General features: G+C 73.0%; 11 protein-coding genes. 8 read left to right on the top strand and 3 right to left on the bottom strand.

Going from position 1 to position 12,987, the window contains the following annotated elements; all coding sequences use genetic code 11:
* Positions 1-258: 258 nt before the first annotated feature.
* Positions 259-1,461 carry a dipeptidase gene (locus tag QFW77_RS12995; RefSeq protein WP_280575182.1) on the bottom strand — a complete coding sequence of 401 codons (1,203 nt, stop codon included), beginning with the start codon at positions 1,459-1,461 and terminating at the stop codon, positions 259-261.
* 56 nt (positions 1,462-1,517) lie between these two features.
* Positions 1,518-2,750, bottom strand: coding sequence for an imidazolonepropionase (gene hutI, locus QFW77_RS12990; protein WP_280575181.1), 1,233 nt, complete (start codon positions 2,748-2,750; stop codon positions 1,518-1,520).
* A gap of 74 nt (positions 2,751-2,824) precedes the next feature.
* Here hutI and QFW77_RS12985 point away from each other — a divergent pair, with 74 nt between their 5' ends.
* From QFW77_RS12985 to QFW77_RS12970, 4 genes are all read left to right on the top strand, one after another.
* A complete protein-coding gene (locus QFW77_RS12985) occupies positions 2,825-4,111 on the top strand; it encodes a formimidoylglutamate deiminase (protein WP_280575197.1) in 1,287 nt (428 codons plus the stop codon).
* A gap of 140 nt (positions 4,112-4,251) precedes the next feature.
* Positions 4,252-5,613, top strand: coding sequence for a serine hydrolase (locus tag QFW77_RS12980; RefSeq protein WP_280575180.1), 1,362 nt, complete (start codon positions 4,252-4,254; stop codon positions 5,611-5,613).
* A 43-nt stretch (positions 5,614-5,656) separates the two neighbouring features.
* A complete protein-coding gene (locus tag QFW77_RS12975; protein ID WP_280575178.1) occupies positions 5,657-6,886 on the top strand; it encodes a sensor histidine kinase in 1,230 nt (409 codons plus the stop codon).
* Positions 6,883-7,644: a LytR/AlgR family response regulator transcription factor gene (locus QFW77_RS12970; protein WP_280575177.1), complete on the top strand. Its 762-nt coding sequence runs from the start codon at positions 6,883-6,885 to the stop codon at positions 7,642-7,644. The genes QFW77_RS12975 and QFW77_RS12970 overlap by 4 nt, the downstream gene beginning before the upstream one ends.
* 15 nt (positions 7,645-7,659) lie before the next feature.
* Here the strand turns inward: QFW77_RS12970 and QFW77_RS12965 are convergent, their stop codons facing one another.
* The gene (locus QFW77_RS12965; protein ID WP_280575176.1) at positions 7,660-8,049 is read right to left on the bottom strand and encodes an MAPEG family protein; all 390 of its coding nucleotides are present in this window, start codon (positions 8,047-8,049) and stop codon (positions 7,660-7,662) included.
* Between the two features lie 148 nt (positions 8,050-8,197).
* Here QFW77_RS12965 and QFW77_RS12960 point away from each other — a divergent pair, with 148 nt between their 5' ends.
* The 4 genes from QFW77_RS12960 to QFW77_RS12945 all read left to right on the top strand — a co-directional run bounded on the left by QFW77_RS12960 (position 8,198) and on the right by QFW77_RS12945 (position 12,941).
* Positions 8,198-9,370: a phosphoglycerate kinase gene (locus QFW77_RS12960; RefSeq protein WP_280575175.1), complete on the top strand. Its 1,173-nt coding sequence runs from the start codon at positions 8,198-8,200 to the stop codon at positions 9,368-9,370.
* Positions 9,371-9,546: 176 nt separating this feature from the next.
* Positions 9,547-9,762, top strand: a complete 216-nt coding sequence (locus QFW77_RS12955) for a DUF6289 family protein (protein WP_280575174.1) — start codon at positions 9,547-9,549, stop codon at positions 9,760-9,762.
* 604 nt (positions 9,763-10,366) lie between these two features.
* Positions 10,367-11,833 carry a pyruvate kinase gene (gene pyk, locus QFW77_RS12950; RefSeq protein ID WP_280575173.1) on the top strand — a complete coding sequence of 489 codons (1,467 nt, stop codon included), beginning with the start codon at positions 10,367-10,369 and terminating at the stop codon, positions 11,831-11,833.
* 97 nt (positions 11,834-11,930) lie between these two features.
* Positions 11,931-12,941 carry a class I fructose-bisphosphate aldolase gene (locus QFW77_RS12945; RefSeq protein WP_280575172.1) on the top strand — a complete coding sequence of 337 codons (1,011 nt, stop codon included), beginning with the start codon at positions 11,931-11,933 and terminating at the stop codon, positions 12,939-12,941.
* Positions 12,942-12,987: the final 46 nt, after the last annotated feature.

Raw genomic sequence — 12,987 nt, 5'->3', positions numbered from 1 at the left:
GGCGGACAGCAGGCCATGGACGGCCTGCGGCGGCGGATCGGGCCATGGATGGCCCGACTCCGCCGGGGAGCCTCCCCCGGCCCGGGCGCCGCTGGTTCCGAAGCCCCGCCATGAAGGGCCCAACTCCGCCGGAAGCCTGTCCCGGCCCGGGTACCGCTGGTTCCGAAGCCCGCTCCACCGGACCCCGGACAAGGTTGGCCGGGTCGTCCTGACACGCCAGCGCGACGGGCATCGACGGATCTCTGGCAACGATCCGCCTCAGCGCGGGGCCGCGCCCCCCTCCACCTCCTTCCACACCCGCAACAGATTGCCGCCCAGCACCTTGCGGATGGTCCGCTCCGAATGGCCGCGCGCCTGCATGCCGGCCACCAGGTTGGGGAAGTCGGCCACCGTGCGCAGCCCTTCCGGCAGGTTGCCGCTGACGCCGTCGAAGTCCGAGCCGATGCCGACGTGTTCCTCGCCCAGGAGCTCGATCGCGTAGTCGATCTGGTCGAGCACCGCCTCGATCGCCGTCGGCGGCATCGGATGGTCGGCCTCCCACTGCTCCTCGAAGGCCTCGCGGTCCTGCGGCGGCTGGCCGGCGGCCTCGAGTTCCTGGTTGCGGCGGTTGAAGTCGGCCACCGCGCGGAAATAGGCCTGGGTGTCGGCGGCCGCCTCGGGGTTGACGAAAGCGTTGCCGAACGGGATCTGCACCACGCCGCCGCGCGCCGCGATCGCCAGCGCCAGCTCGTCGCTGAGGTTGCGCTCGAAACCCGGGGTGAAGTGGCGCAGCGCCGAATGGCTGGCGATGACCGGGACGCTGCTCAGCTCCACGGCCTGCTCTACCGCCGCGTCGGAGAGGTGCGAGACGTCGACCATGATGCCCAGCCGGTTCATCTCCGCGACCACCTCGCGGCCGAACGGGCTGAGCCCGTTCCAGCGCTTTTCCAGCATGTAGGAGGAGTCGGCGATGCGGTTGTTGGCGCTGTGGGCGAGGGTGACGTAGCGGATCCCGCGGTCGAAGAAGCGCCGCAGCTCGGCGATGTCGTCGCCGATCGGCGCGCCGTTCTCCATGCCCATCGCCAGCAGCACCCGGCCGCCCTCGCGCAGCGCGTCGACCTCGCCCGGCGAGCGCAGGATCGCGAACTTGTCGGGATGGCGCGCGGCGAGGGCCTCGACCGCGTCGATCTGCGCATGCGCCGCCTGCCAGGCCTCGCCGGCGTCGTCCTGCCGCGCCGAGGTGTAGATCGACATGAAGGCGACATCGAGGCCGCCGGCGCGCGCGCGCGGATGGTCGAACTCCCGGTCCGGCGCCTCCACGCCCAGGTCGGCCCAGCGGTCCATCAGTATCCCGGGGGCGTCGATGTGGGTGTCGACGATGATCGCGTCCTGCGCCAGCCGGACCGCGGCGTCGGGCGCTTCCTGCGCGGAGGCGGCGGCGGCGAACAGCAGGGCGCAGCAGAGCAGGGTGGGTCGGCGCATGGTTTCTCCGGTGGCGATGGACGACGGGTGGCGGGGTAGCGCGGTCGCGGGTGCTTTCAAGCGACCCGGCGGCCGCCGGCGTGGACGCTGGCGGCCAGCTGGCCACCCAGCCAATAGCAGAGTTCTGCCGGCCGCGCGACCGCCCAATGGACGAAATCGGCGCGCATGCCGGGCCGCAGCACGCCGCGGTCGCGCAGCCCGAGCGCGCGCGCGGCGTTCACCGTGGCGCCGCGCAGCGCCTCCTCGGGGGTGAGCCGGAAATGGGTACAGGCCAGCTGCATCGCCTGGCGCAGCGACAGCAGCGGCGAGGTGCCGGGATTGCAGTCGGTGGCCACGGCCATCGGCACGCCGTGGGCACGGAACGCGTCCAGCGGCGGCAGCCTGGTCTCGCGCAGCACGTGGAACGCACCCGGCAGCAGCACCGCGACGGTCCCGGCGGCCGCCATCGCCCGCACCCCGGCCTCGCCGGTGTGCTCGACGTGGTCGGCCGACAGACCCTCGAAGCCTGCCACCAGCGCCGCGCCGCCGCCGTCGCTGAGCTGGTCGGCATGCAGCTTCACCGGCAGGCCGAGCGTGCGCGCCGCTTCGAACACCCGCTGCGCCTGCGGGGCGGAAAAGCCGATCCGCTCCACGAAGGCGTCGACCGCGTCGACCAGCCCCTCGGCGTGCAGCCGGGGCAGCCACCCGATCACCGCCTCGATGTAGGCGTCGGCGCGGCCGGCGAACTCCGGCGGCAGCGCATGGGCGGCGAGGTAGGTGGTGCGCACCGCGATGCCCAGCTCCGCGCCGAGCCGGCGCGCGACCCGCAGCATCCGGCGTTCGCCGTCGAAGTCCAGCCCGTAGCCCGACTTGATCTCCAGCGTGGTGGCGCCATCGGCCAGCAGCGCGCGCGCGCGCGGCAGCGATTGCGCCAGCAGCGTGTCCTCGTCGGCGGCGCGCACCGCCCGCACCGTCGCGGCGATGCCGCCGCCGGCGCGGGCGATCTCCTCGTAGCCGGCACCCTGCAGCCGCTGCTCGAACTCGCCGGCGCGGTCTCCGGCGAACACCAGATGGGTATGGCAGTCGACCAGCCCCGGGGTGATCCAGCCGCCGCCGGCATCGATCACCACCCCGGACAGCGCGTTCGGGTCGGCCGGCAGTGCGGCGCGCGGCCCGGCGTGGACGATGCAGCCGTCGCGCCAGCCCAGCGCCCCGTCCTGGACCTCGCCGTAGCCGCGGTCGCCGTCGAGCGTGGCCAGCGACGCGCCGACGACCAGCCCGTCCCAGGGAGCCTGCTGCGGATCGTTCATGCCGCGATTGTACGGGACCCCGGCTGCCCGGCCCGCCACGGACCGCAGCATGCGCCGCGGTCCGGCGCGAGGGGATCGTTTCCGCCGCGCGCGCGCGGCACAATGGCGCCATGAACGCACCCGTCGCGCGCGAACCGGCCGGGTGGTGCCTGCCCGGCATCGCCAACCTGCATTCCCATGCGTTCCAGCGCGCGATGGCCGGGCTGGCGGAGCGCCGCGGCAGCGCGCCTGGCGGCAGCCACGACAGCTTCTGGACCTGGCGCGAGACGATGTACCGCTTCGCCGCGCGGATGACGCCGGAGATCCTGCGCGCGGTGGCCGCGCAGCTGTACGTGGAGATGCTCGAAGCCGGCTACACCGGCGTGTGCGAGTTCCACTACCTGCACCACCGGCCCGATGGCGCTGCGTACGACGATCCTGCGGCGATGGCGCTGGCGCTGGTCGAGGCGGCGCGCGAGACCGGGATCCGCCTGACCCTGCTGCCGGTGCTGTACATGACCGGCGGCTTCGACGGCCGCGCGCTGGCGCCGCGACAGCGCCGCTTCGGTCATCGCGTCGACGCGTTCCTGCGCCTGGTCGACCGGCTGCGGGCGCTCGACGGCGACGCGCTGCGCACCGGGATCGCCTTCCACAGCCTGCGCGCGGTGCCGGAGACGGCGATGCGCGAGACCCTGGCCGCACTGCCGGCCGCGCTGCCGGTGCACATCCACGTCGCCGAGCAGGTCGGCGAGGTGCAGGACTGCCTGGCGTTGCGCGATGCGCGGCCGGTGGAGTGGCTGCTCGACCGGTTCGAGGTCGACGCGCGCTGGACCCTGGTGCACGCCACCCACCTGGTCGAGGCGGAAATCGCCCGCCTCGCCGCCAGCGGCGCATGCGTGGCGCTGTGCCCGACCACCGAGGCCAACCTCGGCGACGGGCTGTTCCCGCTGCGCGCGTACCTGGACGCCGGCGGCCGCTGGGGCATCGGTTCGGACTCGCACATCTCGGTCTCGCCGGTGGAAGAGCTGCGCTGGCTGGAGTACGGCCAGCGCCTGCAGACCGGTCACCGCAACGTCGCCGCGGGCCACGGCAGCGACAGCGTCGGCGAGACCCTGCTGCGCGGTGCGACCGCCAGCGTGGCGCATGCCACAGGGTTCGCGGCTGGTGGCGACGCGATCGTGCTCGATGCCGACGCGCCGGTGCTGGCCGGTGCGAGCGCCGGGCAGGTGGCCGACCGCTGGATCTTCAGCGGCAACCGTCCGCTGCTGCGCGAAACGCGCGTGGGCGGGCGCACCGTGGTCAGCGAAGGCCGCCACCCCCGGCGCGAGCGTATCGCCGCCGACTATGCCGCGGCGATGCGCGAACTGCTGGCGCAGGACTGACCGGTCGCCCCGTCGCGACGAGGTTCGCGTCCGCCCAGCGCGGTTTCGTCGCCGGCCGCGGGCGCTTCGTCGCAGGACCCTGCGTTGGCGGTGGCCGGCCGGCAGGATGGCGGCGTACCCCAACGAGATGGAGATTCGGCATGAAACTACGCCTTGCAGCCCTTGCCGCAGCGCTGGCCGCCAGCGGTGCGGCGCAGGCCATGACCGACGCCGAACTGGCCGCCACGCTGGATCGGCGCCTGTCCGGCGACCGCACCGGCGCCTGCCTCGCCGCCGCGGTGGTCGAAGCCGGCGGGGTCGCGCGCGCCTGGCGCTGCGCGGACCCGGCCGACCAGGGGCGCATCGGCGCCGAGGTCGCCTTCGAGATCGGCTCGGTCGCCAAGACCATGACCGCCGCCCTGCTCGCCGACCAGATCGCGCGAGGCGGCGGGTCTCTGGACGATCCGCTGGCGGACTGGCTGCCCGCGAGCGCCGCGGTGCCCGCATTCGAAGGCGAGCCGATCCTGTTGCGGCACGTCGTCACCCATACCTCGGGCCTGCCCCGGCTGCCGCCGGGCATCGGGACGGTCGATCCGCGCGATCCGTACGCGGCGCTCGAGGCCGCAGACCTGTTCGCGGCGCTCGGGCGAATCAAGCTGACGCGTCCGCCCGGGGCGGAGTTCGAGTACTCCAACTTCGCATCGATGCTGCTCTCGGTGGCCGTCGCCCACCGCGCCGGCGAGGATTTCGAGACGCTGCTCGATCGACGGCTGTTCGCGCCGCTGGGGATGGAAGACGCCTACGTGGCGCAGCGGCCGGACGGCGTGCGTCTCGCCACCGGCCACGACAGCGGCGGAAAGCCGGTACCGCCGTGGCGGTTCCACGTCGACCTGGCCGGAGCGGGCGGAGTGCGCGCGACCCTCGACGACATGGTGCGCTACGTGCAGGCCCACCTCGGGCGGAACGAGTCGCGGCTGGACGCGGCGCTGGCCAAGACACGCGAGCCATTGCCCGGCACCGCGGCGCAACCAATGGCGATGAACTGGTTGCTGGCGCCGCTGGACGAGCGCACGGTGCACGTCCACGAGGGCGCGACCGGCGGGTTCTCTTCGTTCGTCGCCCTTGATACGGGCCGGGCCCGGGGCGTGGTGGTGCTCTCGGATACCGCGCTGTACGAACTGGGCGGGCTGGGCGACGTCGGCAACCACCTGATGGACGCGCGGCTGCCGCTGGGCAAACCGCGCACCGCTTCCCCGGTGGCGCTGGCCCCCGAGGCGCTTGCCGAGTACGCGGGCGAATACCCGCTGATGCCGGGGTTCTCGCTGGTCGTGCGCGAAAGCGGCGGTACGCTGCACGCGCAGGCCACCGGCCAGGGCGAGTTTCCGCTGGACGCCCGTGGCGACGACGTCTTCGAAGCCCCGGCGTTCGACATCGAGATCCGCTTCCGTCGCGACCGGGGCGGCAGCGTCGACGCGCTCGAGCTGCACCAGGCCGGGCAGGTCCTGAAGGGGGAGCGGCGATGAGACGGGGCAAGGGCTGGGATCCGGGCCGGCCGGGAGCCTAGCGATGGCGGCGACTTCCGCGCCCGGGCCCGGGTATGCGCTGCACCGTCCGCTGCCGGACGACGTGCTGGTCGGCGGCAATACCGTGTGGAGCCGCTATCGCCGCTACCCGGTCTTCAGCGGCCCGTGGCTGCGCGGGCGCACGCTGCTGTTCGCGCTGGCGATCGGCCTGTTCGCGCTGGCGACGGCGCTCGGCGTGGGCGTGTCCAGCGCCGACTACCGGGCAGGGCTGTTCGCCGGCGCCCACCTGTTCGCCGCGTTCCTGCTGATGGCCACCGCCGGGCCGGCGCTGGCCACCTGGGTGCGCTACCGGCACTGGCCGCTGCGGCGCGAGCGGCGGATGGTGGTGGCGGCGGTGCTCGCCGGGGTGGCGCTGAGCGGGCTGGTGGACTGGTGGGCCTCCAGCCAGGTCGAGCAGATCGCGGCCGGCGTCGGCCCGGCGCGCCCATCGCGAGCGCCGCTGGAAGGCGCCGCGCGGCTCCTGGCGCTGGGCGTCAACCTGGTGTTCCTGCTGGTGGTGTACGGGCTGTTCGGCGGCGGCCTGGCGCTGCGCGCCTACTTCAGCGAGCGGCGCCGCTGGGAACGCAGCGAACAGGGTCGCGAGATGGCGGAACTGCGGGCGCAGACCCGCCAGTCGGAACTGCGCCTGGGCGTGCTGCAGGCACAGGTGGAGCCGCACTTCCTGTTCAACACCCTGGCCTCGGTGCGGGCGCTGGTGCGCCAGGACCCGGCCCGCGCCGAGGCCACCCTGGACGCCCTGGTGGAGCATCTGCGCGCGACGATCCCGAAGCTGCGCGACGATGGCGCGCTGCTGCATTCCACGCTGGGACAGCAGCTCGACATCTGCCGGAGCTATCTGGAACTGATGCGCCTGCGCATCGGCGAGCGCCTGCGCTACGCGATCGACGCCGACCCGTCGCTGCGCGCGCGCCCGTTCCCGCCGCTGTTGCTGATCACCCTGGTGGAGAACGCGATCAAGCACGGCGTCGAACCCCGGCCCGGCGAGGTCGCGGTGCGCGTGTCCGCGCGGGTGGACGGGGAGCGGCTGCTGGTCGAGGTGAGCGACGACGGCGCCGGGCTGGTCCACGGCGTGGGCGGCGGGGTCGGGCTGGCCAACGTGCGCGAGCAGCTGGCGGTGCGCTACGGAGACCGGGCCGGGCTTCGTCTGGCGGGGCGTCCCGGGGGCGGAGCGGCAGCGCGCATCCACGTGCCACTGCAGGCGCCGCCGCCGTGAGCACGATCACCGCACTGATCGCCGAGGACGAGGCGCCGCAACGCGCCGCGTTGCTCGACATGCTGGCCCAGGCCTGGCCGGAGCTCGAGGTGGTGGCCGCATGCGGCGACGGCATCGCGGCGCTGGCCGCGGTGGCCGAACACCGGCCACGGGTCGCGTTCCTCGACATCCGCATGCCCGGAGTGGGCGGCCTGGACGTGGCCCGCGCCGCGGTCGCGGCCGGCGCGCTGGTGGTGTTCACCACCGCATACGACGCGCACGCGATCGCCGCTTTCGAGGCCGGTGCGGCGGACTACCTGCTCAAGCCGGTGGAGCCGGTGCGCCTGGGCCGGGCGGTCGAACGGCTGCGCGAGCGGCTTCGGCAGGCCCCTGCCACCGACCTTCAGGCGCTGGTCGAAGACCTCGAGGCGCGGCTGCGGCCGCGGGGCGAGCGCCTGATCCGCTGGATCGGCGCCAGTGCCGGCGACAGCGTGCGCATGATCGGCATCGACGAGGTGCTGTTCTTCCAGGCCCGCGACAAGTGCGTGCGGGTCGTCACCGCCGACGGCGAGGCGGTGATCCGGACGCCGCTGAAGGAATTGCTGGCAGGGCTGGACCCGGATGCGTTCTGGCAGGTGCACCGCGGTGCGGTGGTGCGGGTTTCGGCGATCGACCGGGTGCGCAGGAACGAGCTGGGCAAGTACCGGCTGCGGCTGCGCGACTGCGGGGAGACCCTGCCGGTCAGCCCGGCGTTCCTGCACCGGTTCCGCGGCATGTAGAGGCCCGCGCCGGCGTCAGAACAGCGGCCAGAGCATCCGCAGGATGCCCCACAGCGCCACCGCCCACACCAGCGAGCGCAGGTACGGCACCCCGAACGCGTACAGCGGCACGTAGGCCACCCGGGCCCAGAAATAAGCCTGCGCCGCGAGCGCCGTCGCCCCGTCGTTGCCGCCGGTGGCCACCAGTGCGAGCGCGGCGGCGGCGAAGAACGGGAACGTCTCCAGGAAATTGCGCAACGCGCGGTCCAGCCGCGCCGCGATCCCGGTCAGCGGCGGCGGCTGGCCGTCGCGCGCGCTGGCGTTCCACTTGAGTCCGCGCTGATGGGTCATCGCCGCGGCGGCGAGGAACAGCTGGGCGATACCCAGGGCGATGGCCCAGGCCAGCATCTGGATTTCGGTCGGCATGCGGACGCTCCGGAAGGGTGCGCCACGCAGCCTAGCAGGCGCCGGTGGCGCTGCGGTGTTTGAACGCCGGGTCCGCTGCCGCGACAATGGCCCGCGCCCCCGTTCCGCGCCCGCGGCGCGAGCCGCCCACGACCAACCTGGACCCCCGATGACCATCCCCCGAATGAGCGATCTCGACCTGTCCGGCAAGCGGGTGCTGATCCGCCAGGACCTCAACGTGCCCATCGAGGACGGCAGGATCACCTCGGAACAGCGCATCACAGCCTCGCTGCCGACGTTGAAGCGGGCGCTGGAGCAGGGCGCGGCGGTGATGGTGATGTCCCACCTGGGGCGGCCCAAGGAGGGCGAGTGGAGCGCGGAGAACTCGCTGCAGCCGGTCGCCGAGCGGCTGGCCGCGCTGCTGCGGGCGAAGGTGCCGCTGGTGCGCGACTGGGTCGACGGCGTCGAGGTCGCGCCCGGCAGCATCGTGCTGCTCGAGAACTGCCGCATGAATCCCGGCGAGAAGGCCGACGACGAGGGCCTGGCGAAGAAGTACGCGGCGCTGTGCGACGTGTTCGTGATGGATGCCTTCGGCACCGCGCATCGCGCGCAGGCGTCCACCCACGGCGTGATCCGCCACGCCGCCCAGGCCGCCGGCGGTCCGCTGCTGATGGCCGAGCTCGACGCGCTGGCCAAGGCCCTCGAGGAGCCGGCGCGGCCGCTGCTGGCGATCGTCGCCGGCAGCAAGGTGTCGACCAAGCTGGAACTGCTGGGCAACCTGGTCGGGAAGGTCGACCAGCTGATCGTTGGCGGGGGCATCGCCAACACCTTCCTCGCCGCCGAGGGCAAGCCGGTGGGCAAGTCCCTGCACGAGGCCGACCTGCTCGACACCGCCCGCGAGGTCATCGCCGGCGCCAGGGCGCGCGGCGCGGAGATCCCGCTGCCCGAGGACGTGGTGGTGGCCAAGCAGTTCCTCCCCGACGCCGCGGCGACGGTCAAGGCGGTCGACGAGGTCGAGGACGACGACCTGATCCTCGACATCGGCCCGCGCACCGCCGCGCGCTACGCCGGGCTGATCGCCGGCGCCGGCACCGTGGTCTGGAACGGCCCGGTCGGGGTGTTCGAGTTCGAGGCGTTCTCGCGCGGGACCGAGACGCTGGCGCGGGCGATCGCCGCATCGCGTGCGTTCTCCATCGCCGGCGGCGGCGACACCCTGGCGGCCATCGGCAAGTACGGCATCGAGGGCGAGATCGGCTACATCTCCACCGGCGGCGGCGCCTTCCTGGAGTTCCTCGAGGGCAAGACCCTGCCGGCGGTGGCGGCGCTGGAGGCCCGCGGCTGAGCGCTGCGGGCAGGGCGCCGCCGACGCGAGCGCGGCGGCCGTCGCGCCACGGCCGCGACACGCCGCACACTCCGGTGCATCCGCAGCGCGGCTTCACGATTCCTTGATCCCGGAATCGCCGCACGCGCCTAGCCTTGGCACGCGGCCGCTCCGGCCGCTTGCCAAGGAGATCCACGATGCGCCGTCACCGCTGCCTCTATGCCTCGCTCGCCCTCGCCGCGCTCGCCGCCGCGTCCCTGGTCCATGCCAACGGTTTCCCCGGCGTGGAGGCCTACTACGACGACGACGGCAGGCTCGTCGGCGAAGCCACCTTCGGCTGCGTGCCGAACCAGAGCTGGGGCATCGTCACCGACAACGTGGTGGTCCGCGCCGGCTGCGGCGTGTCGCAGTAACCGGCGCTCCGTGCGGCGGCGGCGGAGGCCTCCGCCGCACGGCGGGCGCTGCCGGCCCTGGAGCGGCGGCAGGCCCAGCCCGATCACCAGCCTGGTGGCCAGGAGCTGGATCGGGCGGAGCCCCCACGATGTGTCCCTGGCCCCGAGCCCGGCCACCTGCACCACCGCGCCGCCGGTGCTGCGCGCCAATCGCGCCGGGCGCTGCGGCAGCGCCTCACCGGCGGCGGGCTGGCCGGCAGGAAGCCGGTGACCAGCACCGGCAGCATCATCTGCACCGGGGCTGGCAGCAGTCCCCGGAAGCGGCCGCCCCAGTGACGAGCAGCGCCAGCGGCGCGTTGCGCTCGGCCGGCATGGCCGCGCCCCGGCGGCAATGGGCAGCAGCACGAAGCCGTAGTAGTCGGCAGGCGGCATTCCACCCGTCGGACCGCGGGTCGCGAAAAAAGGCGGTTGAGCATGGTCGGTCCCTGCAGGCGGCCGGGAACCGGGCCGTCGCCGATTTCGGCGCCCGCGGCGATTGGTTTCAGCTGCAACGCATCCGGTCGCGGCAGGGCTCGAAGCGTCGCGGCTTTGTGCTAGGTTTCCACGCTGCCGAAGGGAGAGACCAGTGAACGAATACCAGCGCCGCACCCGCATCCTCGCCACGCTCGGGCCGGCCACCGACCCCCCGGGGGTGCTCGACGCGCTCCTGCGTGCCGGCGTCGACGCGGTACGGCTGAATTTCTCCCATGGCGATCCGGCCTCGCAGAAGGCCCGGGCGCAGGCGGTGCGCGAGGCTGCGAAACGCGTGGGCGCCGAGGTCGGGATCCTCGCCGACCTGCCCGGGCCCAAGATCCGCATCGAGCGCTTCGCCGAAGGCAAGGTGCAGCTGCGCACAGGCGAACGCTTCGATCTGGTGGCGCGCGAGGATGCGCCGCCGGGCAACGGGCGCGAGGTGGGGGTGAGCTACCTGGGCCTGCCCGGCGATCTGCGCGCCGGCGACGTGCTGCTGCTCGACGACGGCCTGGTACAGCTGCGGGTCGAGTCGATCGAAGGCGAACGCATCGTCACCTCGGTGCTCAACGACGCGGTGCTGTCCGATCGCAAGGGGCTCAACCGCCTCGGTGGCGGGCTCTCGCTCGGTGCGCTCACCGATCACGACCGCGCCCTGATCTCGGTGGCAGCCGAGATCGACGTGGACTTCATCGCGGTCTCGTTCTGCCGCAACGCCGCCGACATGGAGGAGGCGCGGCGCCTGGCGCGGGCCGCCGGCAGCGACGCCGCGCTGGTGTCCAAGATCGAGCGCGCCGAGGCGATCGAGAACCTCACCGAGATCGTCGACGCCAGCGACGTGGTGATGGTGGCGCGCGGCGACCTCGGGGTGGAGATCGGCGACGCCGAGCTGCCGGGCCTGCAGAAGAAGATCATCCGCGAGGCCGTGGCCCAGAACAAGGTGGTGATCACCGCCACCCAGATGCTGCAGTCGATGGTGGACAGCCCGATCCCGACCCGCGCCGAGGTGCTCGACGTGGCCAACGCGGTGATCGACGGCACCGACGCGGTGATGCTCTCGGCCGAGACCGCCGCCGGCAACTTCCCGGTGCGCGCGGTGGAGGCGATGGCCCGGGTGTGCGTCGGTGCCGAGAAGCAGTTCGAGGCCGATACCGATTTCGAGGCCGCGCCCCGCGACCTGGAGCGCGCCGACCAGGCGATCGCGATGGCGGCGATGTTCCTCACCGAGCACATCGGCGTGCGCGCGATCGTGGCGATGACCGAGTCGGGCGGCACCGCGCGCTACCTGTCGAGGTTCCGCGCCGCCGCGCCGATCTACGCGTTCTCGCGCCACGCCGACGCGCGCCGGCGCATGGCGCTGATGCGCGGGGTGTTCCCGATCGACTACGACAGCCGCGGCCAGACCCCGCGCGAGGCCGCCCGCGGCAGCGTCGGCAAGCTGGTCCAAACCGGGTTGCTGTCATCCGGCGAGCGCGTGGTGTTCACCAGCGGCGAACACATGGAGACCCATGGCGCCACCAACACCCTCCGCCTGCTCCAGGTCGGCACCGACGGCCGCGCCGAGGGCCTGGGCGAACTGTGAGCCGGGCCGTCGGGCGCCCTGGCGGCGGCGACGGCGGGCGAACGCCCCACGGGGCTATAATCCGGGACTTTCCCCGCAGCCAGGCAGACCCCACCACATGAGCATCGAACAGCTTGCCGAAACCGCCCAGGCCATGGTCGCCGCGGGCAAGGGCATCATCGCCATCGACGAATCCACGGGCACGATCGCCAAGCGCTTCGACGGCGTGGGCATCCCCAACAACGAGGAGAACCGTCGCGCCTACCGCGAGCTGCTGCTGACCACGCCGAACCTCTCGGAGTACATCAGCGGCGCGATCCTCTACGACGAGACCCTCCGCCAGTCGACCCGCGACGGCGTGCCCTTCACCAAGGTCATGACCGACAACGGCATCATCCCCGGCATCAAGGTCGACAAGAGCACCCACCCGCTGGCGGGCTTCCCCGGCGAGGTGATCACCGAGGGCCTGGACGGGCTGCGCGATCGGCTCAAGGAGTACTACAAGCTCGGTGCGCGCTTCGCCAAGTGGCGCGCGGTGATCACCATCGGCGAGGACACGCCGTCCGGCACCTGCATCGAAGCCAACAGCCATGCGCTGGCGCGCTACGCCGCGCTGTGCCAGGAGAACGGCCTGGTGCCGATGGTCGAGCCGGAAGTGCTGATGGACGGCAGCCACGACATCGAGACCTGCTACGAGGTCACCGAGGTCACCCTGCGCTCGCTGTTCGATGCGCTGTACAACCACAACGTGATGCTCGAGGGGACGATCCTCAAGGCGTCCATGGTGCTGCCCGGCAAGTCCAGCGGCGAGAAGGTGCCGGTGGAGGAGGTCGCCGCGTCGACCCTGATGTGCCTGAAGTCGGCGGTGCCGGCGATCCTGCCGGGCATCGTGTTCCTGTCCGGCGGCCAGTCCGACGAGGACGCCACCGCGCACCTGGACGCGATGAACCGGATGGGCCCGCACCCGTGGCCGCTGTCGTTCTCCTATGGCCGGGCGATGCAGCAGGCGGCGCTGAAGCTTTGGTCCGAGGACCTCGCCAACAACGTGGCCAAGGCCCAGGAGACGGTCTACGCGCGTGCCAAGGACAACGGCCTGGCGGCGCTGGGGCAGTGGCCGCACGCCGCGTAGCGGTTTTCCATGCGCTCGACCCGCACGACGCCGGCCAACGCCGGCG

The organism is Luteimonas endophytica (assembly GCF_029887875.1).
In the GTDB taxonomy this organism is placed as follows: Bacteria; Pseudomonadota; Gammaproteobacteria; order Xanthomonadales; family Xanthomonadaceae; genus Luteimonas; species Luteimonas endophytica.
This window is presented reverse-complemented; position numbering and strand designations above follow the sequence as displayed.